Origin of the sequence: Streptomyces sp. SID10853, from assembly GCF_010548145.1 — a bacterium.
GTDB lineage: Bacteria > Actinomycetota > Actinomycetes > Streptomycetales > Streptomycetaceae > Streptomyces.
The window spans coordinates 90,297-111,736 of sequence record NZ_JAAGLN010000002.1; the positions used below are offsets into that span (position 1 = coordinate 90,297).

Annotated in this window: 19 protein-coding genes; 6 read left to right on the plus strand and 13 right to left on the minus strand. The window is 71.4% G+C overall.

From position 1 onward, the window contains the following. Positions 1–125 precede the first annotated feature (125 nt). Entirely contained in the window at positions 126–710 is a 585-nt protein-coding gene (locus G3I19_RS01335; protein WP_239073883.1) for a flavoprotein, read from the plus strand. 63 nt (positions 711–773) lie between these two features. Here the strand turns inward: G3I19_RS01335 and G3I19_RS01340 are convergent, their stop codons facing one another. From G3I19_RS01340 to G3I19_RS01380, 9 genes are all read right to left on the minus strand, one after another. Continuing rightward, a complete protein-coding gene (locus tag G3I19_RS01340) occupies positions 774–1,181 on the minus strand; it encodes a RidA family protein (protein WP_164258513.1) in 408 nt (135 codons plus the stop codon). Between the two features lie 93 nt (positions 1,182–1,274). Next, complete coding sequence (locus tag G3I19_RS01345; RefSeq protein WP_164258515.1) at positions 1,275–2,732, minus strand: FAD-dependent oxidoreductase; 1,458 nt, start codon at positions 2,730–2,732, stop codon at positions 1,275–1,277. A 112-nt stretch (positions 2,733–2,844) separates the two neighbouring features. Beyond that, a complete protein-coding gene (locus G3I19_RS01350; RefSeq protein ID WP_164258517.1) occupies positions 2,845–3,594 on the minus strand; it encodes a methyltransferase in 750 nt (249 codons plus the stop codon). A 139-nt stretch (positions 3,595–3,733) separates the two neighbouring features. Continuing rightward, complete coding sequence (locus G3I19_RS01355) at positions 3,734–4,960, minus strand: Cmx/CmrA family chloramphenicol efflux MFS transporter (protein WP_164258519.1); 1,227 nt, start codon at positions 4,958–4,960, stop codon at positions 3,734–3,736. A gap of 302 nt (positions 4,961–5,262) precedes the next feature. After that, positions 5,263–5,727, minus strand: a complete 465-nt coding sequence (locus tag G3I19_RS01360) for a group II truncated hemoglobin (RefSeq protein WP_164258521.1) — start codon at positions 5,725–5,727, stop codon at positions 5,263–5,265. 42 nt (positions 5,728–5,769) lie between these two features. Next, entirely contained in the window at positions 5,770–6,597 is an 828-nt protein-coding gene (locus tag G3I19_RS01365) for an AfsR/SARP family transcriptional regulator (protein ID WP_164258523.1), read from the minus strand. 407 nt (positions 6,598–7,004) lie between these two features. Beyond that, positions 7,005–7,907: a class I SAM-dependent methyltransferase gene (locus G3I19_RS01370; protein WP_164258525.1), complete on the minus strand. Its 903-nt coding sequence runs from the start codon at positions 7,905–7,907 to the stop codon at positions 7,005–7,007. An 86-nt stretch (positions 7,908–7,993) separates the two neighbouring features. Continuing rightward, positions 7,994–8,740, minus strand: coding sequence for a thioesterase (locus G3I19_RS01375; RefSeq protein WP_164258527.1), 747 nt, complete (start codon positions 8,738–8,740; stop codon positions 7,994–7,996). Further along, on the minus strand, positions 8,737–9,225 hold the full coding sequence (locus tag G3I19_RS01380) for a hypothetical protein (RefSeq protein ID WP_164258529.1): 489 nt from the start codon (positions 9,223–9,225) through the stop codon (positions 8,737–8,739). The genes G3I19_RS01375 and G3I19_RS01380 overlap by 4 nt, the downstream gene beginning before the upstream one ends. A 411-nt stretch (positions 9,226–9,636) precedes the next feature. Here G3I19_RS01380 and G3I19_RS01385 point away from each other — a divergent pair, with 411 nt between their 5' ends. Next, the gene (locus G3I19_RS01385) at positions 9,637–12,423 is read left to right on the plus strand and encodes a LuxR family transcriptional regulator (protein WP_164258531.1); all 2,787 of its coding nucleotides are present in this window, start codon (positions 9,637–9,639) and stop codon (positions 12,421–12,423) included. A gap of 374 nt (positions 12,424–12,797) precedes the next feature. Here the strand turns inward: G3I19_RS01385 and G3I19_RS01390 are convergent, their stop codons facing one another. Continuing rightward, the gene (locus G3I19_RS01390) at positions 12,798–13,745 is read right to left on the minus strand and encodes an asparaginase (RefSeq protein WP_164258533.1); all 948 of its coding nucleotides are present in this window, start codon (positions 13,743–13,745) and stop codon (positions 12,798–12,800) included. Between the two features lie 167 nt (positions 13,746–13,912). Between G3I19_RS01390 and G3I19_RS01395 the strand changes: the two genes are divergently transcribed. Both G3I19_RS01395 and nhaC read left to right on the plus strand, forming a co-directional pair. After that, the gene (locus G3I19_RS01395; RefSeq protein WP_164258535.1) at positions 13,913–14,560 is read left to right on the plus strand and encodes a GntR family transcriptional regulator; all 648 of its coding nucleotides are present in this window, start codon (positions 13,913–13,915) and stop codon (positions 14,558–14,560) included. Between the two features lie 527 nt (positions 14,561–15,087). Beyond that, complete coding sequence (gene nhaC / locus G3I19_RS01400; RefSeq protein ID WP_164258537.1) at positions 15,088–16,569, plus strand: Na+/H+ antiporter NhaC; 1,482 nt, start codon at positions 15,088–15,090, stop codon at positions 16,567–16,569. Positions 16,570–16,684: 115 nt separating this feature from the next. Here the strand turns inward: nhaC and G3I19_RS01405 are convergent, their stop codons facing one another. Further along, the gene (locus G3I19_RS01405; protein WP_164258539.1) at positions 16,685–17,566 is read right to left on the minus strand and encodes an SDR family oxidoreductase; all 882 of its coding nucleotides are present in this window, start codon (positions 17,564–17,566) and stop codon (positions 16,685–16,687) included. A gap of 199 nt (positions 17,567–17,765) precedes the next feature. On the opposite strand from G3I19_RS01405, the gene G3I19_RS01410 reads away from it, so the two are divergent. Next, positions 17,766–18,344 carry a TetR/AcrR family transcriptional regulator gene (locus G3I19_RS01410; RefSeq protein WP_164258541.1) on the plus strand — a complete coding sequence of 193 codons (579 nt, stop codon included), beginning with the start codon at positions 17,766–17,768 and terminating at the stop codon, positions 18,342–18,344. Between the two features lie 77 nt (positions 18,345–18,421). Here G3I19_RS01410 and G3I19_RS01415 read toward each other — a convergent pair whose 3' ends face one another. Then, on the minus strand, positions 18,422–19,552 hold the full coding sequence (locus tag G3I19_RS01415) for an NAD(P)-dependent oxidoreductase (protein ID WP_343234948.1): 1,131 nt from the start codon (positions 19,550–19,552) through the stop codon (positions 18,422–18,424). Between the two features lie 123 nt (positions 19,553–19,675). Here G3I19_RS01415 and G3I19_RS01420 point away from each other — a divergent pair, with 123 nt between their 5' ends. Further along, the gene (locus G3I19_RS01420; protein WP_164258545.1) at positions 19,676–20,722 is read left to right on the plus strand and encodes a glucose 1-dehydrogenase; all 1,047 of its coding nucleotides are present in this window, start codon (positions 19,676–19,678) and stop codon (positions 20,720–20,722) included. Between the two features lie 177 nt (positions 20,723–20,899). Here G3I19_RS01420 and G3I19_RS01425 read toward each other — a convergent pair whose 3' ends face one another. Next, a complete protein-coding gene (locus G3I19_RS01425) occupies positions 20,900–21,370 on the minus strand; it encodes a lamin tail domain-containing protein (protein WP_164258547.1) in 471 nt (156 codons plus the stop codon). Positions 21,371–21,440 lie beyond the last annotated feature (70 nt).

Consider the following 21,440-nt stretch of genomic DNA (forward strand, 5'->3'; position numbering starts at 1 on the left):
GACCGTAAGGGTGACCGTAGGGTTTCACCGGCGCTCGACTATCGCTTGACCCGCGCCGGACTCCCCGGCCACAGATCGGACTTCACCATTGACCCACGACGGGAGCCCGGCGACATCATCGGTGCATGGACATTCTGAAATCCCCGGGATCGGCCGGGAAACGCATACTCGTCGGGGCAACAGGATCTATTGCGGTGACCGGACTTCCGTCATATATCGAGGCGATGCGCCGCCAGATCGAGGGCAGCACGTTCACGGTCCTGCTCACCCGCACCGCGGGGTCGTTCATTTCACCCGAGAGCGTCGCGCTGTTCGCCGAGCGAGTGGTGTACGGGGAGTCCCCGGCGGACTGGCCGACCGACAAGCCGTCCCGGATCGCCGGCGACCACGACATTCTCGCGGTCCTGCCCGCTACAGCGCACACGCTCGCCACCGCGGCGGGCGGGGCCGCGCCCAATCGGCTGATGACGGTGGCGTTGTCGGTCGACTACCCCGTCGTCTACTTCCCGGTGATGGGCGCCACGATGTGGCACAAGCCGGCCGTCGGGCGGAACATCGCGCAGATCCGCGAGGACGGCGGGATCGTCAACGAGCCGGAGTGGCACAACGGTTTCGACCCGACCACGGGCACCGTAAGCCGTCACCCCGCGCTGCCCTCGCCCGAGACGGTGGCCGCGGTGGTGGAGGACCTTCTCGCCAAAGCGCGCTGACCCCGCCCCCCGCACAGGTGAGGCCCCGCCGGTCCGGCGGGGCCTCACCTGTGCGGGGTCGGCTCAGGCGGCGATGGCGGTCGCCTCGATCTCGATGAGGAAGTCGGGCTCGGCGAGGGTGGCGACCCCGACCAGGGTGGTGGGCCGGATGACGTCCGCGCCCAGCTTGGCCGCCGCACGCTCGGCGCCCGCGGTGATGGCCTCCCACTTGTCGAGTGACCAGTCCACGACGTAGATCGTCAGGCGCAGCACGTCGTCGAAGGTGGCGCCGGCCGCCTTGAGGCCGGTCGCGACGTTGAGGTAGACCTGCTCGGTCTGGGCCGCGAGGTCGCCCATGCCCACCGGCTCGCCGTCGGCGGTGCGCGGTGTCTGGCCGCTCAGGAAGACCACTCGGTTACCGGTACCGACGGCCAGCTGCCGCCATCCGTAGGGCTTGGGGAGGTCGGGGGGGTCGAGGGCCTCGACTGCCATTGCACTGTCCTTTCTCGAAGTGCCCCGCGGGCAGGGGTGGTTGCCCCTGCCCGCGGCGGGTGGTTGTTGTGGTGCACGGAGGGAGAGCGTGGGTCAGCTGTTCTCGCGGCAGGTCGCGTAGTACTTGCGCACCAGGCTGACCAGCTCGGGATCGAAGCGGGACGCGAAGAGCAGTTCGGCCGGCGGGGTGAACTCCGGGTCCAGCTCGTTCGCCCAGGCGAGCGTGGCGGGGCGCAGATCCATCTCGATCCACTGGTGCCACTCGACGGGTATCGTCCAGTCCTGCTCGTAGCCGATGCCCATCTGGTGGTCGATGAGGACGTCGACGATCTCCTCGCGGGTGCCGGTCTTGAGGGGCTGCCTCAGCGGGGCAAAGCGGTCCAGGTCGGCCTCCGGCTCCTCGCCCAGGATCCGGGCGGCGAAGTCCTGGGCCAGGAGAGGGGAGAGGTGCAGGCCGTCGCGGTAGGTACCGGTCATGATCCACAGCCCCTGCATGCCGCCGCGGCCGAGCAGCGGGAAGCCGTCCATGGACACCGGGCGGTTGCCCACCTGGATCTTGGCGACGTCGCTGTTCCAGAGGTTGCGGCGAACCTGGCGGTGGGCGCACTGCAGGAGGAAGACCAGGTCGCGCATCTCGGCGGTGTCACGCGGTTCCACGGAGATGACGTTGGTGGCGCCGAGGTAGACGTGCCCGTCGCCGCGTGGGACGACGTGGAGGCCACAGGCGAAAGAACGGTTCGGGGTGCGGACGACGCTGTCCGGGCTGGTGCCGTCCGCGGTCCTGATCAGGGAGGAGACGCCGTAACCGCTGACGAGGCGGGGGACGCGGGAGCCGATGGGCAGACTGTCCAGGAGCTCCTGGCTGCGTGCGCCGGCGGCCAGCGTCACCTGGTCGGCGCTGATCGTCCGCCCGGACGCGGTGACCACTCCGGTCACCCGCTCCCCCTGGTGCACGACGCGGGTGGCGGGCTCGGGCACGAGGGTGGCGCCTGCCTGGACAGCCGCCTGTTCGAGCCGCTCCAGAAGTGCGGCAGCGTTGACGGCGTGCTCACCGGGTATGTGGAAGGCCTTCAGCGGCCGGGAGATCGGCTCGGCGTCCACCCAGTCGAGGTCGGCGGGCTCGACGTCCTCGAAGGGCTCGTCGTAGCGGGCGAGCTCGGTACGGATGGCGTTGTAGTTGGCGTCGTCGATCTCGGCCGTGCCGATGGTGTTGAGGATGACGGTGGTGCCGTCGGCGGTCTTGATGGGGGCGCCCTCGGTGCTCGCCTCGAGTCCGGCCAGCCACTGCGGCCACAGCTTGGTCGCCTGGATGCCGAGTTCGAGCTTGGCCCGGCCGTGCTCGGTCGCGAGCAGCGAGGTGGTGACCTCGGCGAAACAGCCGAGCATGGCTCCGGCCGCGGCTGATCCGGCCCAGGGCCGGTGTGGCCGGCCGAGTACGGCGACACGCTGTCCCCGCTGTGCCAGGACCCAGGCGAGCGATAATCCTAGGACTCCGTTGCCGGCGATGACGACATCGAAGCCCGTACCGTCCGCGTTCCCGTTGGCGCTCATGGCATTCCAATCCTCAGGGGCAGGTCCTGTCGCCCTGCTGTGAATTCGCATTCGTCTGAACTGATGCTCGTGACTTGGCACGGGGCATTCCGGCCGGGCCGGATATGTGGGGTCAGTGACGCAGGAACTCGTACATCGTGAAGTCCATGTCCACGATTCCGCGCTCGTTGGTGTGGGCCGCGACCACCGGGGATTCCGGGAAGTCCGCCGCGGGCAGTTCGACGGTCTCGCTGCGGTAGCGGCGGCCATCGAATCCGGCGTCGGCGGCCGCCCGCAGCATCTTGTTCTTGTTGCCCATGGCCTCGCTGGTGCCCAGGTAGATCCGGCCGGCCGGGGTCAGGTGGGGTACCACGTCCTGGAAGAACCGACGCACCATCTCGTAGCCGGGGTCGAAGACCGCGCGCTCGATCCGGCCCGCGCAGGAGCGGCTCTCCGGAGCCTCGATGAACGGGGTGTTCCAGAAGACCAGGTCGAACGGTTCGGCGGGCTCCAGTGCGTCGAACAGATTGCTGGTCAGTGCCGTGACCCGGTCGGACACCCCGTGCCGGGCGGCGTTGCGGTGGGTGTTCTCCGCCGCGGCCGGGTTGATGTCCAGGGCGACCACGCGCTCACTGCCGCGCTGGGCGGCGAGCACCGAGGCGAGGCCCGCGCCGCAGCCCATCTCCAGGAAGCGGATGCCCTTTCCGTACGGCACCCAGGAGGCGAACAGTTCCGGGCCCGGGTCCGTGTAGGGCGGGAACACCTCGGGGAGCAGTTCCCACTCCTGGTCGAGGAGCGTGAACGTCGTCCGGGCCGGACGGTCCGGGTTCTGGATCTGCGACACCACCCAGTTCCCGAGTTCGTAACCGAGCTTGTTGTCCATGGGGTCCTCCACTCAGGGGAGCCGCCGGAGAAATCCTGTCCTGCTCCGGGGCTCCCGGCGATGGGTTGCTGCCGGCGGGCGGGGAACGGCCGCCGGAAGGTGCTGCGTCGAGCGCGGACCCGGGACCGGAAGGGCGAGGTCAGCTCTCGCTCGTCTGCGGGCCCCCTGCCCGGCCGCGGGCCAGCGTCCGGTCGATCAGGACGACGGGGACGGTGAGTACGGCAAGACCTGCGCCGATCCAGGGGATGGAGGTCAGTCCGGCTCCGGCGCCGAGGGCGACACCCGCGAGGACGGGGACGAGACTGATGCCGAGCTGGAACATGGAGACGGCGGTGGCTCCGGCGAGCGTCGGCGCGTCGGCCGCCACGGTGAACACCCGGCCGTAGACAGCCGGGTTGAGCACGAATCCGGCGATTCCCAGCAGCAGTACCAAGATGATGACCGCGGGGGCGTAGTCGGCGAGAAGGGCCAGCAGCACCGACGTGACGAGGATGCCGCCCGCGCCGATGAGGAGGGCGTGGTGGGGACGCCCGTCGGCGATCCGGCCGCCGATGAACAGACCGAAGAACGCACCGACGCCGAACAGGACGAGGATCGGGGGCACCCACACGGAGCCGACGCCAGTGACGTCCCTGAGGAGCGCCGCAAGGTAGTTGTACGAGATCATGTACGCGGCGGTACTCAGCAGCGTCGCGACGTACACCACCCACAGTTGCGGCTGCCGCATGGTGCGCAACTCGCGGCTCACGCTGGGTTCCTGCGCCGCCTTGGTCGCGGGGACGGCGGTGGCCGTCGAGACCGCACCGAGGACGGTCAGGGCGACCACCGCCCAGAACCCGCCCTGCCAGCCGGTGAAGTGGCTGAGGAACGCACCGGCGGGGCCACCGCCGACCATGGCGATGCTGAGTCCGCTGACGACGACGCCGGAGGCCCGTGCGGTGCGTTCGGGGGCGACGAGTCCGATCGCGGTGACCGCGGCGACCGCCCAGAACCCGGCATAGGCCAGACCGCACAGGAAACGGGTGACGATCAGCACGGTGAAGTTGTCGGTCACCAGGCCGATCGCCACGAAGACGGCGAACGCGACCTGCGAGATCACCAGTGTGGTGCGTCGCGGCCAGCGCAGCGTCAGGACGGCGAGCGGTGGGCCGCCGATGACGACGCCGATGGCGAACGCGGAGATCAGCGCACCGGCGGAGGAGAGCGAGATGTGCAGGTCGTCGGCGATGTCCGGGAGGACCCCGGCAAGCAGGAACTCGGCACTGCCCATGGCGAACAGGCTGAACGCGAGCAGGTAGACGGCGAACGGCAACCGGTCATGGGCCTTGCGCGCGGCCGCATCGTGGGCATCGGTCTGAACGCTCATCGGCAACCGCCGAGCGTACGGGGGGTGGTCGGACACATGGGGAGAACTCCTTGTCGGGACGGTTCGGGCGGACGGATCAGGGCGGGTGCATGCCGGCCCGGCCGGCGTGCGCAGAACGGCGCCGCCGGACCCGTGAGACGGCCGCCCGAGTGGCGCGGGCATCTCGGCGACCCGTTTGATCACGGTGATCACTGCCAGTCCCCATGCTGGAACCGTGCGTCGCGGAATGACAATATTTGTTGCCGAGACCGGGACGCGCGGGCGCCGTCCGGCGGGACCGGTTCCTGGGCCCGGCCACCGGGTCAGTCATCACCGGGGAGGGCCTCGCCCCAGCCCCACTTCTTGATGGTGGTACGTCCCGAAGGCCCGGTGCCCGGCTGCGAGTTGGCCATCGCCCGGCGCGAGCCGAACTCGATGTAGCCGACGAACGCCGAGCGGAACTCCGCGTCCTCGGGGATGCCCACGACGTCCATGGCCTCCAGCATCAGCTCCACCCACCGCGCACGCTGCTCGGGCGTGATGGAGCGGCCGCGGTGCCGGGAGACCATGCGCGGGTATCCGCCGTGGTCCTCGGTGTAGCGCTCGGGGCCGCCGAGGACCTCGCCGAGGAAGGTCGCGACGTGCTGTGGGTGGTCGTCGTCCATGTGCTTGAAGAGCGGAGCGAGGAGCTCGTCCTTGCGGACGCGCCGGTAGAACTCCTCCGTGAGCCTTTCCAGCGCCTCGGCGCCACCGGCCCATTCGTACAGGGTGGGAGTCTGGTCCGTCACTGTGTCACCTCTTCTGTGGTGCTCGGTGGTGGTGGGGTGCGCTCAGGCCGCGTACAGGTCGAAGGTCGGGGTCGGCGGGCCGCTCTGGGCGCCGGTGACGAGCCGGGGGTCGACCGCGAGCATCAGTTGGTGCAGTCGCTGAAGTTGCGGAGCGGGCTCCAGGCCCATGTCCTCTATCAGCCGCCGGCGCAGCCTGCGGTAGAGGCCGAGGGCTGCGGACTGCCGCCCGGAGCGGTAGAACGCGACCATGGCCTGGGCGTAGAGCCGCTCGTGGGAGGGGTTTCTCCCCGTCAGTTCGATGAGTTCCGCGAGGAGTTCGGTGTGCATGCCGAGGCGCAGCTCGGCGTCGATGCGCCGCTCGGTGGCGAGCAGCCGGCTCTCCTCCAGGGCGGCCGCGTGGATCCGCAGCGCCTTCCCGGCCCGTACGTCGACGAGCGCCGGCCCTCGCCACAGTGCCAGGGCCTGGCGGAGCAGCCGGGACGCCAGCTCGTTGTCTCCGTCCGCGAAAGCCGCGAGGCCGTCGCGGGTCGCTCGCTGGAACGCGAAGGCGTCCACGTCCTTCTCGGCGACCCGCAGGAGATAGCCCCTCGGTCCGGTGGCGAGGAGTTGCCGGGCCCGGGCCGGCCCGTCGGGCCCGCCGAGGGCGGCGGCCAGGACGCGGCGCAGGCGCAGGACGTATGTCTGGAAGGTGGTGTGCGAGCTGCGCGGCGGCGTCGGCCCCCACAGTTCCTCCCGCAGGACCGATGCCGGGACGAGCTGTCCCGAGTGGAGCGCGAGGAGTGTCAGGATCTGCCGCTCCTTCGCCGCCGTAGGCACGACCGGGACACCGTCCGTCTCGGCCTCCAGCGGACCGAGAATCCGTATCTTCACGCGTCCTCCGTAACTCGCATGTGACCCGTCCGGCTTCCCTGTTCCGCCGGGGCGACCGCTCTGGGAAGGAACATAGAAGTGCGGGGGTGAAGCCCTCAATACGGTGGGACCGTAGGGCTGACCGAAGAATCTGTGGCCTTAGCCGTCCGGCAATCACGCGGGCATGCGTGGGCGGCCTGCGGCGGGAATGCCGCAGGCCGTCCGAACTACGGGGGTGACAATGCAGGGAGAAGGCGCTCAGGAGCACAAACAGAATCCGGGCAGGCCGAAGAAACACCCGCAGGCGTGCCGGACGACGAGTGAACCCCGGGAGATCCGGGGGCAGACCGGAATTGAATGGCCGTCGACGATTCCGTCGGGATATTCCGATGCCCGCCGCCGCGGGCACCACGGTCGGACGGGAAGGGTCAGGCCCGGGGCCGGCACAGGCGGGCCGTGTGCACGGTGACCGCCGTGAGGTAGAAGGCGTCGGGGCGCCACAGGATGCCCGTGCAGTCGTCCCTGTCCAGGAGTTGCTCCACGGTCAGCCGGTCGACGAGGTCGAGCTGCTCACCGTGTTCGTCGAGCAGGAGGCGCAGGCGGGTGTGCAGATGCCGGCGCGCGCCCAGGTCCAGGGGGGCGGGGAAGTCGATCAGGAAGGTGCGGCTGCCGGTGGGTACAAGCCCCGCGGACGCCAGCAGGCACGGCCAGTCCTCGACCACGGATGTGGCGCCCGGCAGCCGGGCGCGTCCGGCTGCGAACCGCTCCTCGATGGCCGCGTCCAGACGCGCCTGGAGGCCGGGTTTGCCGATGCCGATGTCGCGGGGCAGGAAGCGCGGCGGCAGCCCGCGTTCGGCGACGGCGAGCATGCCGCCGGGCTGCAAAGCGGAAGCCAGGCTCCGCAGCGCCGCCTGCTGGTCGCCCAAGTGGCGGCAGACGTTGCCGGTCCAGATCAGGTCGGCCGGTCCGAGCAGGCCGAACTCTTCGGGCAGTTCGGCCCGTCGGGTGACGATCCGCTCGGTCAGCCCGCGCTCCGCTGCGCGGTCCTCGGCCCGGGCGAGGAGCGTGGCCGACCGGTCCACGGCCACGACGGCCGACTGCGGGAAGACCTGGGCCAGGACGCAGGAAGCCACTCCGGGCCCGCTGCCGATGTCGAGGATTCGGCGGACCGCCGCCGTGTCCCGGCCGGCGGGCCCGAGCAGGCTCCCCAACCAGCGCGCCGCGTCCGTCAGGAAGCCGGAGTGGAGTTCCGTCTCTTGCTCCGGCTCGGCGCCGGGGGCCTCGCCGGGGGCCTCGCCGTCGAAGCCCGGGGCGCGGTGTGCAGATGTCATACGGTCACCTCCGGCGTTCAGGATGGAGACGCCGGAGGTTCTGGGCAATTCTTGTTGCCGAATCCGGAACCGGTGCGCGATTCGGTTCAGTACGCGGCGGCCGCCGCCCGCAGGCGACGCGCACTCGCCGGGCGGATCAGGTCCCGTGCGCAGGTGTCCAGGAGCTCCCGTTGGGCGGTCAGCGGGAAGTAGTGGCCGCCCGGGAACGTCTCCATGCGCAGGGCGCGCCGGGTGCACCGGCGCCAGCCGGCCAGGTCCGCCCTCGTGACGCTGTGGTCCTGGAGACCGCGCATCACGGTGACCGGGCAGTGCACGACATGGCGCGGGTCGCGGCGGTAGGACTCCATCACAGCCACGTCCGCACGCAGCGCGGGCAGCGCCCGGGCCGCGCGCCGCGGGTCCCGGCCGACCGGGGGCATCCGGCCGCGGTCACGGAGCCTGCGGATCATCGCCGCGTCCGGCAGGTGGCTGACGGCGTGCTCCGGCGCGGTCCGGTGCGGCAGTCCGGAGCCCGACACGTAGAGCCGCTCGGCGACCGCGTCGTGCTCCCACTCGAGCCGGGCGGCCATCTCGTACGCGAGGAGAGCACCGAAGCCGTGCCCGTAGAACGCGAACGGGCGGTCACACATGCGGGCCACGTACGGCATGATCTCAGCCAGCAGCGGCTCCAGGCTGCCGCACGGGCGGGTGCGCGGATGGCGGCCTCGGCCGGGCAGCTCCACGGGGGTGACGACCACCAGAGGGCCGATGGCCTCGGCCCACGGCAGGTACACGCCGGCCGAGACGCCCTCGAACGGGAGACAGAAAAGCCGCACCGAGGTGTCGCCGGTCATCGGCTCACCGGCCCCACGAGCAGGTCGTCGGCGCCGGGTTGGCGCCTCGGAGTTCCGCCGCGCAGCAGGGTGTCGTACGCCTCGGTGGCCATGTGGACGAGGCGGAGCCCCGCCCTCCGGCTCCTCAGCTCGCTCGCGTACCGCCAGGCGAAGGTCCAGGTGCGGTCGTCGCGCCGGATGAGGGTGGCGCGCGTGGACGGGCCCTGGTCGAGGGGCAGTCCGCCGGCGGACTCCCGAGCCAGCCGCTCGGCGAGGCAGGCGTCCTGCACCTCTGTACGGGTGGCCCGCCAGTCGACGACCTGGAGACGGAAGCCGGAGCCGAGCACGGCCTGCCAGGCCTGCTCGTACACCAGCGGCAGGAGTCTGGTCAGGGACAGCACGAACTGCTCGGTGCGGCCGCTCTCGGGCGGGGCCGGGACCGACAGCGGCGGCAGGGCCGGGCGGAGGGCCCATATCGGGCAGAGCTCCTCACTTGAGGCGCTCACGTGATCACCGATCCTTCCATCAGGATTTCGCCATTAGGTCGCGGTGAATATGCCAGGTTCCAGGGGAACGCTTTCCGTGTGGCTCGCCGGTCACCACCGCAATGCCGTGCAGACCGTACCCATGCGGTACCCGCGCTCATCAATACGGTGGGACCGAAACAGTGGCCGAATGAACACGTGTCGATTCCATCAGGTGGAAGCATTTGCATAATTCCAGTGGGGGTTGTGCTAGCAGCGGGCTACATTCGCGGGTGTACGCCGTTCACCGGCGGTCGGGGGATCGATGGGGGATCGATGGGTGGCTCGATTTCTCTCTGACCTGTCTGCAAAACACCCTTTCCGTCAGGGCGGCGACGGCTTGACCACGAGACCGTGTCCTTGGCAGCGCTGGTTCGCAGGAGGTTCAGGGAAGTGCCCCAGGAACTGTTCGGCAGAGGCGAAGAATCCAAGATCATCATCCAGATGCTCGAGTCCGCGAGAGCGGGAGAGGGCGCGGCCGCGCTGGTGGAGGGAATCATCGGCACAGGCAAGACCTCACTCTTGCGCTGGGCCGAAGGAATCGCCCGTGAACAGGGCATGGTCGTGCTCTCTGCCACGGCCTCCCCCGCCGAACAGCCCTTCTCCTTGGGGGTGGTGCACCAACTGCTCGGCGGGCTGCCCGAGACGGCACAGGGATGGACGCGTACCTTCGCGGCGAGCGTGGGGGCCACCGACGGCGGGCCGGCCGAGCCCGACTACCCGCTGCTCGCAGAGCTGTGCGCGGGCGTGGGGCGGACCGCGCGGTGCACCCCGCTCCTCCTCACGGTCGACTCCGTCCAGCACGCCGACCTGGAATCCCTGCTGTGGCTGGGCTTCCTCAGCCGCCGGCTCGACGACCTCCCCGTCGTACTGCTCGCCACCAAGCGCCGCGGCGAGCCGGTGAGCGACCAGCACCTGCTGGTCGAGTTCGAGGAAGGCATCCGGCCCGACCGCCATATCCATCTGCACGACCTGAGCCCGGCCGCCGCCCTGGACCTGGCCGCCGCACTGTGCGGCCACGACCACGAGTCCGTGGATGCGCTGATCGCCGACACGGGCGGCAACCCCTACCTGCTGACCGAGCAGATACGGAGCGTGCCCGCGTTCCCCGGCGGGACCGGGCGTGCCCCGGACGCCCTCGTCGGCCGCACGCTGGATCCACCGGCCGAACTGATGCAGCTGCGCGCGGTCAAGGAGCGCATCCTGTGCATGCTCAGGCGGCTCGATCCATTCGGCCTGGAGGTCGCCAGGGCGGCCAGCATCCTCGGCTCGCCGCTGGACCCTGCCATCCTCGCCGACTTGTGCGGCGTGCCGACGGAGGACGCCTGCCGCAGCCTCTCGCGGCTCACCGAGTCGGGGCTGGTGTGCCCGCACGCCATGATATTCCGGCACCCCCTCCTAGCCAGACTGCTGTACCAGGACATCCCGTGCGCGGAGCGGGCCGAACTCCACCGGCTCGCCGCCCGGTCCATGTGGCGCCGCAGCGCGCCGTGCGAGGACGTCGCCGCCCACCTGCTGCGATCGCACCGGCTCGACGAGCCGTGGATGGCGCGGCTGCTGCTCGATGTCGCCCAGGGCATGGTCGGCCGGGACCCCGCGGGGGCCCGGCAGCTGATCGAGAAGACCACGCTGCACGGCGCACCCGAGGAACTGGCCGCCCGCGCCGAGGGGTTGTGGATCCAGGCACTCACCGCCCTCGACCTGCCGACCTCCGCCCGGGCGCTCACGGTGCACGCCGCCGGCCTCCTGGGGCCCGACGAGCGGCTCCACGAGGCGCTGCGGCTGTCCGAGATCCTGCTTCGGCTCGACGAATCCGCCTGCGCCCGCGAGGTGTTGGAGGACATCCGTGCGGAGGCCGGCGTGCTGGACGCCGCGGCGGCCGGCCGGCTGCGCGAGCGGCTCATCGACATCCGGCTCCACGAGGGCACCTACACCCCGGGGGACGAGGGCGAGGACCGTCTTGAGCAGGTCCTGCTTCTGCGCACCGCCGCGGGCCGCTCGGCGCAGGCGGTACGCCGGATCGCCGACCGGTTCCTGGCCCTGCCCCGCGCCCCGTACGGCTCCCCGCCCTGGTACCACGCGGTGCTCGCACTGCTCTGGGCCGGCGACATGGACGAGGCCCGGCGGCACCTGGACACGGAGGTGCTGCTGGCCCGTGCCGAGGGCACTGTGACCCGGATCGCCGAGGCCCTGGCCGTACGCGCTCTGGTGCAGCTGCACCGCGGACCGCTCGCGGACGCCGACGACGACGCCCGTCAGGCGCTCGACCTGCTCACCAGGATCGGCGCCGCCTCCTATCACGTGGGTGCGCTGGCCCGGAGCGTCCTCATCGACGTGGCCCTGGAGAAGGACGACATCGCGGCGGCCGGCGCCCTGCTCGACGAGGCTCCGCTGCTGCCCGGCGACCGGCCCGTCACTTGGTGGCGGCTGCACCTCCTGGACAGCGCCGGCCGCGCCCTGGGCCGGCTCGGTCAGGCGCAGCGCGGGCTCGCCCTGATCGCCCACTGCGAGGAGGAGGCGGCCCGTCGGGGCGTCGTCAACCCGGCGCTCCTGCCCTGGCGTTCCACGCGCTCCGCTCTCCTGCTGGGACAGCGCAACGTGCTCGCGGCCCGCCGGACCGCCCGGCAGGAGACCGAGCTCGCCCGGCGCTGGGGCGCCCCGTTCGCCCTGGGCCGGGCCCTGGTCGCGCAGGCCTCGGCGAGCTCGGGGCGCGATGCGGCACAACTCGCCTGCCAGGCTCTGGAGATCCTCGAACCGGCCCCCGCGCCGCTGCTGTTCGCCCATGCCCTGTACGAGGCGGGGCGGGCCCACCGGCAGATCGGCAAGGTCCGGCGCACCCGCGAACTGCTGCACCGCGCCAACGAGGTGGGGATTTCGCTCGGCGCCGACGGTTTGGTCGAGGCGGTGCAGCGGGAGCTGCGGTACGCGGGCGGGCGGCCCGATCCGCGCAAGGACTCCGCGGAGTCGCTGCTCACCCCGACCGAACGGCAGGTCTCGGGGCTGGCCGCGCGCGGGATGAGCAACCGTGACATCGCGCGTCTGCTCAAGGTGAGCCTGCGGAACGTCGAGTCCCATCTGACCCATTCCTACCGGAAGTTACGGATCAGCGGGCGCCTTGAGCTGGCCAAGTACTTCCCGCCGGGGGAGGAACCGGCGGCGATGCCGGTACTGCTCCACTAGGGTGCGTCCGGTTTCGCAACCGCACCTGGTGCAACGGCGTACCGGCGTACCGGCGTGACTCTGCTCGTCGTGGGTGGGAGCCGGCTCGCGGCTGGTGAGGTGTCGTGGGGGCATGGCACCGGACCGTGTCGCTGGGCCCCCATACGCGGAAGGCTGTGGTGCGACACACCTTGTGCCGCACCACGGCCTCCAGCCCTGCTCAGTACGCGGACCACGTCAGTGGCCCGGTCCCGTCGGAACAGGGGTGGCGGCCCCGGTCGCCCTCCCGCCGTTCCCCGGACGCACCTCCCCGGACACGCTTCTCCGGACACGCCTCTCCGGACCGGAAACGGCGGGACAGCAGGGCCCGGCCCCCGTCACCGTGGCCGCATCGGTCAGAACGTGGGGCGGACCGCGCCGACCGGCTCGCCGTGGCCGAGTACCGGCGCTGTGGCGAGTGCGCTGAGCGTTGCGTCGCCGTCCACGTCCACTCCGAGGCGGCGCAGCGCGGCGACCATCACCACCGGGCGGGACCGCTGGGAGCCGTCCGCGATCTTGAGCGATACCGCCGACCCGTCCGGCAGGCCGAGCGCGTACACACCCTCGGCGCCGTCCTTGGCTACGGCCCCGGGCAGGGCGCCCATGAGCCGCGTCACGTCCCTGCCGGTGCCGCCGACGTACTGCGGGTGGGTGTTCATCGCGCGGGCCACGCGGTGTTCGAGGCTGCCTTCGGGGGCCGAGGCCAGGCGGCCGAACGCCCGGGCCAGGCCGCGCAGGCTGATGGCGAACAGGGGCGCGCCGCAGCCGTCGATACCCGTGGCGGCGATCCTCTCGCCCGCGAGTTCCTCCAGGGTCTCGCGCAGCACCATCTGGAGCGGGTGCTCCGGGTCGAGGTAGGTGGCGGTGTCCCAGCCGTTCACGACGCAGGTCGCCAGCATGGCCGCGTGCTTGCCGGAGCAGTTCATCGTCAGGGGGGTGGGCCCGCCGCCGCCGGCCAGACAGGCGCGCAGCGCGCCCTCGCCGATCGGGAGGGCGGCCGTGCAGCGCAGCGCGTCCGTGCCGAGCCCGGCCGAGCCGAGTATCGCCCGCACGCCGTCCAGGTGGATGGACTCGCCGGAGTGGCTGGCGCAGCCCAGCGCCAGGAGTTCGCCGTCGAGCCCGAGCCCGGCGCGGAGCATGCCGAGCGCCTGGAGGGGCTTGTTCGACGAGCGCGGGTACATCGGAGCGTCGACGTCCCCGATCCGCAGGGCCTCCGAACCGTCCGGGCCGGTCGCGATGACCGTCCCGTGGTGCACGGACTCCAGGAAATCCCCACGCCAGACCTCGGCCACCACGCTGTGCATCAGTTATGTCCGCCTCTCCAGTTCGAGTCAACTGTCGACAGTTATCACTTGGCACCGAAGCCTGTCGAATGTGCGGGCGATTTCAGCGAGACCTCTTGACACCTGCGGAAACACGCCTGTCAACTGGCAACTGTCAACACCTTGCCGGTCCAGAGGAGGCGTCATCCGTGAGTGAGACACTGCAGCGCGGCCTCGCCGTCCAGGTCGCCGAGGTGCTGCGCGAACGACTGCTCGGCGGCGACCTGCGACCGGGGACCCGGATCAACGAGGTGGTGCTCGCACGGGAACTCGACATCAGCCGGGGGCCGTTGCGCGAGGCCGTACGGCAACTCGTCAGCGAGGGCCTGCTCGTGCACAGCCCCAACCGCGGCGCCACGGTCTTCACGGCCGAGCCGGACGACGTGAGAGCCCTGTTCGAGCTCCGCACGGCGCTGGAGACAGCGTCCGCCCGGCTGGCCGCGGAGCGCCGTGACGAGAAGGATGTCGCCGCGCTGCGCTCGGCCTGCGCCCGGGCGCGGAAGACCATCCAGGGCGGCAGACGCTTCGTGCACCGGCTCGACCTGGACTTCCACCGGACCCTGACGGACACCGCGCGAAGTCCGCGCGTCGCGGAACAGTTGTGGCGGGTGCAGCAGCAGATCATCCTGCTGCGCAGCCCGCTGGACGTCCCGGCGGCCCACACGGCCGACTCCCTGGACGACCACGAGGAGATCGCCGCCGCCGTCGCGGACGGTGACGGCGAGCGGGCCGCGGCGCTCATGGATCTCCATCTCGGCCGGGTACGGGCCCACATGACGGGTTCCCCGACCGGCTGACCCCCGATCCCGCCACCCCGCCTGAGCCAGTGGGGCCGGCTCCACCGACCGGCTGACCCCGCCGGCTCACTGAACCTGCCGACTCGCTGAACCTGCCGGCCGGCCGACCCCGCCGGATGCCCCTGCCCGACCGGCCGGCGCTCCTCCGGCCGGCCTCACCGGCTCCGTTCGACCCCGCCCGACCTGCCAACTCCCCCGCCCGACCTGCCAACTCCCCCGGCCGGCCAACATCCCTGGCCCGCCAACCCCCTTGACTTGACCGGCGGCCAACACCCCTGGCCTGCCAGCTCCCCGGTCGGCCAACTCCCCGGTCAGCCCGACCGGTTGCCCTGCCCCACCGGTTCCGGCCCCGTGTCGTGCGTACGTACATGCACCCGTACACGCGTACCTGCGCGCGTACGCACCTCCGGACCCGCAACGCATGATCCACCGGCCGCCCCCTCCGGTCCCGCGTACCCGGCGGACGGCCCGCCCCTCCCCCACCCCGCCCGACCGCCCGGCCCCACCGGGCCACTGGAGTACCCGAAATGACCGACTCCTCCGCAGCGGCGCCCCCGCGCGAGCGCCGCACCCCCGGACTGCTCGTCGCCGCACTTCCCGTGGTGCTGATGCTGATCGTGATGATCGCGGGCACCGTCTGGCTCGGCCTCGACCCCGTGGTCCTTCTCGTCACGGCCTGCGCCGTCACCGGCGTCATCGCCCGTTGGCTCGGCGTGACCTGGGACGAGATGCTCATGGGCATCCGGTCGAAGATCGACGACGCGATGCCGGCGCTGCTGATCCTGATCTCCATCGGCATGCTCATCGGCACCTGGACGCTGAGCGGCACGATCCCCATGATCGTCGACTGGGGGCTCAAGGCCATCCAGCCGTCGTGGATCGTGGTGCTGTCGTTCCTGATCACCATGATCGTCTCGACGGTGACCGGTACGTCCTGGGGCTCCGTCGGCACCGTCGGTGTCGCCCTGATCGGCGTGGCCGGCGGACTCGGTGTGTCCCTGCCGATGACGGCGGGCGCCATCATCTCGGGCGCCTACTTCGGCGACAAGATGTCCCCGATGTCGGACACCACCAACCTGGCTCCCGCCGTCGCCGGTTCGACCCTCTTCGAGCACATCCGGCACCTCCTCTACACGACGGGCCCCGCGGCGGTCCTCTCCTGCGTCCTGTACCTCTTCCTGGGCCGCGGCCAGCACGCCGACGGGCTGGCCGCCCGGCGCACCGCGGATCTGCGGGCCGTACTGGAGCACGGATTCCACTTCAACCTGCTGCTCCTGCTGCCGCCCGCGGTGATCCTCGTGGGCGCGGTCATGAAGAAGCCGCCGCTGCCGACCATCATCGCCTCGTCGGCGGTCGCGGGGATCCTGGGCGGTGTCCTCCAGGGCTTCTCGCTCCAGCAGATCGGCTCCTCCGCGTCGACCGGCTTCACCGTGTCGATGCTGAGCGGCCACGGCGGCATCGACCCCCACCACGTGTCCGCCGCGGCCGGCACGCTCCTCAACCGCGGCGGCATGGCATCGATGGCGTCGACCATGCTGATCGGCCTCGCCGGCTTCGCCTTCGCGGGCATCCTGACCGAGACCGGCTGCCTGGACGTCCTGATGCACCGGCTGCTCACCAAGGTCCGCCGCACGGGCGGGATCATCCTCGCCACCGCGCTGACCTCCGTGGGCACCGCGCTCTCCATGGGGGTCTCGTACCTGACGATCATCGTGCCGGGCCAGGCGTTCCGGGACATCTACCCCGAGCGCGGCCTCGCCCCGAAGAACCTGTCGCGCACCCTGGAGGACTCCGGCACGGTCTTCGTACCCCTGGTGCCGTGGACCGAGGCCGCCACCTACATGTCCACGACCCTGGGTGTCGCCACCATGGCGTACGCGCCGTACGCGTTCCTCAACTACTTCGGCGTGATCATCGCCGTGATCTGCGGCTACACCGGGATCGGCATCGCCCGCCAGGAGCCGGTACGCAGGACCACCGGGGAACCCGCACCGGCCGCCGCCGTCTGAGGCGTGTCCCGCCGGGGACGCCGGGGGCTACGGCTACGACTACGGCTACGGGCCACGGGCCACGGGCCACGGGCCACGGTTGCAGCCCACGGCCGCACTCCCTCCTTCGCCGCCCTCAGGGCTGGATGTTCTCCAGGTCCGCCAGGAGGCCGGGGTGCTTCGGCTCCCAGCCGAGCGCCTGCCGGGTGTGGGCCCCGGACGAGGGCTGGTCGGTCGCGAAGATCGGGCCCAGAGTCCCGTACGACTCGGCCGGCACCTGCTCGACCGGCAGGTTCAGCCGCCGGCCGATGACCGCGGCGATGTCACGCACCTGGTCACCCTCGTCGGCCACGGCGTGCCAGGCGCTGCCGGCCGGCGCCTGCTCCAGGGCGAGCCGGAAGAGCACGGCCGCGTCGAGCGCGTGCACGGCCGGCCAACGCTGGGCGCCGTCGCCGGGGTAGCCGGACACTCCCGTCGTACGGGCGATGCCGGTCAGCATTCCGGCGAAGCCGCCCGTACCGTCCTTGTGAACCGTGCGCGGCATACGTACGGCCGAACTCCGGACTCCGCGCGAGGCCAGGTCCAGGACCGCCGTGACCGTGCGGCTGCGCCCGCCGACCGGCCCGTCGGTCGGCAGCGGGTCGGCCTCGGTGGAGGCGCGGCCCGGCACAGCGGGAGTGCCGGAGACGGTGACGAACGGGCGGTCAGTGCCGACGAGTGCCTCGCCGAGGGCCGCGAGCGCGGCACTCTCCTCCGCGACCGCATTCGCCAGGGCTTCGGGGCTGCTGAAGTCGTTGCTGAACGCCAGGTGGATCACCCCGTCGGACTGACCTGCACCGGCGCGCAGGGCGTCCAGATCGGCGAGACCTCCCCTGAGCGGCTCCGCTCCTGCCGCCTCGACAGCCTGCGCGGAGGCGTCGGAGCGGGCGAGCGCGAGCACGGAGTGGCCGTTGCCCAGCAGTTCCGCGACGACGGCGGAGCCGATCAGACCGGTGCCACCGGTGACAAATACACGCATAAGACTCTCCCTTGCATGATTGGCCCGTAAGCCTTGGGCCTGTACGCCATGGACCCGTGAGCCACTGACCTGTGAGCCATGGACCTGTGAGTCACGACCCGTAAGGCACAGACCCATGAGTGATGGGACCTTGTCTCATCACTCTAGCAAAGTAATGGGACAAGAGTCCCGTGACACGCAATGCACTTACGATGGATCCATGGGCCGATGGGAACCAGGTGCACGCGAACGCCTCGTCGTGGCTGCCGTCGACCTGTTCACCGAGCAGGGATACGACGCCACCACGGTCACGCAGATCGCCGAGCGCGCCGGAGTCACCAAGAGCACCTTCTTCCGGCACTTCCCCGACAAGCGCGAGCTGCTGGTGGCCGGACAGGAGACGCTGAGCCGGCTGCTGTCCGAGGGGATCGCCGAGGCTCCCGCCGACGCCGGCCCGCTGGATGCGGTCGCCGCCGGTCTGGTGCGCGCGTCGAGCGCGATGGGCCCCATGAACCGCGAGCTCGCCCCGCGTCTGAAGGCGGCCGTCACCGCCAGCGCCGAACTCCAGGAGCGCGACGCCCTGAAGAGCGTCAGCCTCGCCGCCGCGGTCACCACCGCCCTGGTGGCCCGCGGCGTACCTGAACCGACCGCGGCTCTCGCGGGCGAGCTGGGCGTCCTCGCCTTCAAACGGGGGTACGCCGAGTGGTCCGACGGCGCACCCGACGCCCAGGACGACCTCGCCGAGTACACGCTGGCAGCCCTGGACGAACTCCGTACGGCGAGCGCGTCGCTGCACTGACCGGGACCCGCCGCTCCCTTTCCGGGACACCGCCTGTTCAGGATGTCGGCCGCGTGTTCAGGGTGCGGGCCGCCTGTTCAGGATGCCGGCCGCGGCTTCCTCAGGGCGTCGACGGCTGCGAGATCGTCCTCGCCGTGCCCGGCTGCGACGGTTGCGTCCAGGCGGTCGCGGACTGCTTGCAGCAACGGGCTGGGGGCGGCCGCCTCAGCGGCCAGGTCCATGTCCTTCAGGGCGAGCCGCACCGCGAATCCGGGCGCGTACGACCGGTCCTCCATGGCACCCACCTTCCGCGATTCGTACGGCATGGCGAGCGGGCCCGCCTCCAGGACCCGGCCCAGGGTCGCGTGGTCGACACCGAGCGCGTCGCACAGCGCGAGGACGTCGCTCGCGGCCACCGTCGCCGCTGTCATCCAGGCGTTGACCGCGAGTTTGACCGCGCTGCCCTCCGCCCCTGTCCCCACGTGCTGCACGGACGAGCCGAGGTCGTCGAGCACAGGACGTGCCCGCGCGAGGGCGCCCTCCGGGCCGGCGACGATCCAGACCAGCGTGCCCTGCCGGGCGGGGTCCGTGCTTCCCGAGACCGGTGCGTCCAGATAGGCAACACCGTGATCGCGAGCCAGACCGGCCAGACTGCCCGCGCTCCGCGGACCCACTGTGCTCGCCTGCACCCAGACCGCGTCATCGCCGAGCCGGCCGGCGGCATCGGACATGACCGCCGCCACCGCATCGCCGTCACGGAGCACCGTGATGACGACGGACGCGCCGGAGACCGCGTCGTCCAGGGCCTCCACGGCCGTCACTCCGGCAGCGTGCCGCGCCGCGGCGCGGGCCTTGTCCGATGTGCGGTTCCACAGCCGTACCTCATGCCCGGTCTCCCCGAGCCGTGCCGCCATCGCGGCGCCGAGTGCACCGGCTCCGAGGACAGTGACCGTCGTGCTGTGCGACATGGAAGGCTCCCTCGTCCGTCTCGCCCGCTTCTCGTCCGCTTCTCGTCCCCTCCGGTCCACTCCTCCGGTCCCGCCCCCTGCTCCATGGTCCGCCGGAAGCCCGGATTCTTCCTGGCCGGGAAACGCGGCGCCCCGGCGATGGGCCGGCTGACCGCGACAGCCCGGCGGAACGGGGCTAGCGTGAAACCGGGACCGAGCCAAGGGCCGGGACCGAGCCAGGACCAGGGCCAGCGCCAGGACCGGGACCGAGTCCGGGGCCACGGCCGACGGTCATCGGCCATCGGCCATCGGCCATCGGGCATCGGGCATCGCGGTCATCCATCCCGCGGTCATCGGTCATCGCGGTCATCGCGATCGCCCATGCTCGGCAGGGAGGACGTGGACATGAAGGCCATCACCCTCGTACCCGGCAAACCCGACCAGGTGGAGATCCGTGACGTCGGCGAACCGGGCCCGGAGCACGGCGCGTTGCTCGTCGAGGGCCGGCTCCTCGGCATCTGCGGCACGGACCTGGACATCGCCGACAAGGGTTACGGTGCGCCGCCGCCCGGCGAGGAACGTCTGATCGTCGGGCACGAATCCCTGGGGAAGGTGCTGGAGGCCCCGGAGGGCAGCGGGTTCGCACCGGGAGACCTGGTCGCCGGCATCGTGCGTCGGCCCGACCCCGTGCCCTGCGGGCCGTGTTCGGTGGGCGAGTGGGACTTCTGCCGCAACGGCCTCTACACCGAACGCGGCATCAAGGAGCTGCACGGTTTCGGGTCGCAGCTGTGGCGCAGCGAACCGCAGTACGCGGTGAAGCTCGACCCGGCTCTCGGCGACCGAGGAGTGCTGCTGGAGCCCCTGTCGGTACTGGCGAAAGCGTGGGAACAGACCGAACACATCCTGAGCCGGTCCTCCTGGAAACCCAGGGTCGCCCTCATTACCGGCGCCGGGCCGATCGGCCTGTTCGCCGCCATGCTCGGCGCCCAACGCGGCCTGGACGTCCACGTACTCGACCTCGACAGCAGCGGCCCCAAACCGCAGCTCGTCGCCGACCTCGGCGGGACCTTCCACACCGGCGACGTCCGGGACACCGGTCTCGCACCCGACGTCGTCATCGAGTGCACCGGCGTCGGCTCACTCGTCCACGCCCTGACGGACGTAGTGGGGCCCGGCGCCGTCATCTGTCTGACCGGTATCTCGTCCGGCGGCCGGAAGGTCACCGTGGACCTGGACGCGACCGCCCGGGAGATGGTGCTGAGGAACGGCGTCGTCTTCGGCTCCGTCAACGCCGGCCGCCGCCACTACGAACAGGCCGCGGCCGCTCTCGCCCAGGCCGACCCGCGCTGGCTGGACCGCCTCATCACCCGCCGGGTCCCGATGAGCGGCTTCGCCGACGCGCTGCACAAGGGCAGCGACGACGTGAAGGTCGTCGTCGACCTCCGGGCCTGAGGGCCCGGCACCGGCCGCGCGCACAGCGGCGGACCGGCGGCAGACCGGCGGCAGACCGGCGGCAGACCGGCCACGGACCGGCGGCAGAGCGGCGGCAGACACAGCGGTGCGCCGCGAGCGGGCCCACTCGCGGCGCACCTGATGTCACCTCAGGCGTCAGGCGTCAGGCGTCAGGCATCAGCCGTGACGGTGCCCCAGACGCTCGACGTCCACGACGCGACCGCGCGCGTTGCGCAGGGTCGCGGTGTCGACGCGGTCCCAGATCGGCGCGCGCCGGTTCTGGTAGACGTCGCTCCAGGTGTTGCGGCCGTGGCCGGTGTGGACCTTGACCGACTTGTGCGCGCCGAGCCGCAGCGCCTGGAAGCGGTAGGAGTGGTGCTGCGCGTCGGTCAGCGTCCAGCCGCGCAGCTCCACCGCCCGGCGGGAGTTGTTGGTGACGGTGATCCACTCCGCGTCCACCCGGTTGCCGCGGTGGTGCCCGCGGCCGTGGCTGTCGACGTGGTGAACGGCGCCCACCACCACGGCCGAGCGCTCAGGGCGCGGGGCGGGGTGGTGGCCGGCGGCCGCCGCCGGGAAGGCGGCGGCCAGCAGGGCCCCGGAGGCCAGCACAGCTGCGGCGAGACGGGAACCCGAAGACAAAGACGACATGGAACCCCCAGATCAGGGCATGCGTGCGCCGGTCGGCCCACGCATGGTGCAGATGAACTTCCGGCTCTGT